The sequence below is a fragment of the Roseibium sediminis genome (assembly GCF_008711325.1).
In the GTDB taxonomy this organism is placed as follows: domain Bacteria; phylum Pseudomonadota; class Alphaproteobacteria; order Rhizobiales; family Stappiaceae; genus Roseibium; species Roseibium sediminis.
In genome coordinates, this window is the sequence record NZ_VXDB01000070.1 from 1 (window position 1) to 1550 (window position 1550).

At 51.8% G+C, this 1550-nt stretch carries 2 protein-coding genes; one reads left to right on the forward strand and one right to left on the reverse strand.

The genetic code is table 11. From position 1 onward, the window contains the following. Window positions 1-215: hypothetical protein (locus F0155_RS23755; RefSeq protein ID WP_204934617.1), on the forward strand; the 215-nt coding region annotated here is incomplete at its 5' end. A 13-nt stretch (window positions 216-228) separates the two neighbouring features. Here the strand turns inward: F0155_RS23755 and F0155_RS23070 are convergent. Continuing rightward, a complete protein-coding gene (locus F0155_RS23070; protein ID WP_150526913.1) occupies window positions 229-1443 on the reverse strand; it encodes a hypothetical protein in 1215 nt (404 codons plus the stop codon). Window positions 1444-1550: the final 107 nt, after the last annotated feature.

Here is a 1550-nt window from a genome sequence, read left to right on the forward strand (position 1 = left end):
AAGGTGGGTCAATTCTCGGTGAAAATACCGGGTCAGTTCTCAGTGAAAATCAACACTCGAAGCTCACGAAGCGAAAGGTGCGATTGGAAAGCTTCCTCAACGTCTCGCGATGGGCGACGATAGGAAGGATCAGAGCAATCTCTGGAATGGTCAGGAAGCGGGCTTCGTTCAGTATGGAAGAGATGGCGAACGCATTGATTGCTAGGTTGTTGTAATGCGAATCCAATTTCACTTGTAGCGATCTTTCCAGTTCTTCAGCCAGCCGATCACCGGACGATCGGAGAGATCGTAGAACCCGCCGTTGCTCAAGGAAAGCGGAAGTTCTTGCGATGCGAGCTTCAGCTTTCTCGAGCGTAGGTCACCTAGAATAGCGCGGGCAGGCACACGTTCGTCAGGTGGATCTGATCGACCAGAATGCGCATGCAGGAACTGATTTTCCCACATGAGACGTGCTTCATCCTCCATGGCGTCGATGTCCGGCTGCCCAATCTCTCCGTCATGGCGAAGCCGTTCGAGGTTGTTTCGGAAATTCAATCGCCGCGTAGTGAACGCGGAATGGAACTCGATGGCGTCCGCGTCGATGTCGTGGATGTCCACAAGTTGCCTAATGAAAGTCTGGTCAGAAAGATGGTCCGGCAGGACCGGATTGAAATCTCTAAAGATCAGTTCGCCGCTCCGGCCCTTGTCGAAATGACGCCGGTATCTCCGGTTAAATTCGTCGAAACTAATCTCGATCTTGTCCCCCGCCTTGACCGTGGCGAAGGAGTGCTGTCGGACCTCGGAGTCGACGACGCTGAAAACGTCGTCGACGCGTTTCGGATGTATCTGCTTTTCAGCGATGGAGGCCTTGCACAGGTCGATGATCTCGTCCTTCCCCAAAGCAAACGCTAAACGCTCGAAAAATGCCTTGGAAACATTGACATCGAGTAGCAGCAACTCGGCCATGTAGGCTTGAAGCACCGTGTCTTTGCTTTTGCCTTTTAGCGTCTCAATATCAGCCACGAGCTCGGCATGGCTTTTGGTACTGGCCGAGAAGGCCTCGAATGAAGCCAGGAAGGTGTTGTTGCCGTTCCCCGACTTGTTGGATGCGAGGAGAAAGCTGGTCTGCTTAAGGAAGGCCAGTTGCAGCGCAACGTCCTTGCGCCCGTCCATTGGATCGGTGATGAGCTTGCACCAGTTCGAAATCGACTTCCAGAGATCATGATCCATCGTCGTCAGATTGATGGCCTGTCCCAGTGCGTTTTTCTGGACGGTGTGCTTGAGCTGGATAAGCAGATTTGAGCCATCGGGGCGTCGAACGTGGACGTCGTCCAGGAACTCCAGACCTACCATTTGACCGGTTTTGAGGTTCAACAGTTCATTGAGAAAGTAATAGTATTGGTAGTCGAAACCGATTGATTTATCATCTGCATTTGTCGTATCGACCCGCGACTTTCCGCTCATGGCCTACCAGTAAAATCCGTGAAATATGATATTTATCTAATCGGATACATAGGGGACTATTCTGAATTTTGTGCTCTGGCGTGTTAGCTCTCGGATGAGGAGACCCG

Coding starts and splice junctions, on each gene's coding strand:
- F0155_RS23070 (WP_150526913.1), bottom strand. CDS start 1,443: ATGAGCGGAAAGTCGCGGGTCGATACGACAAATGCAGATGATAAATCA.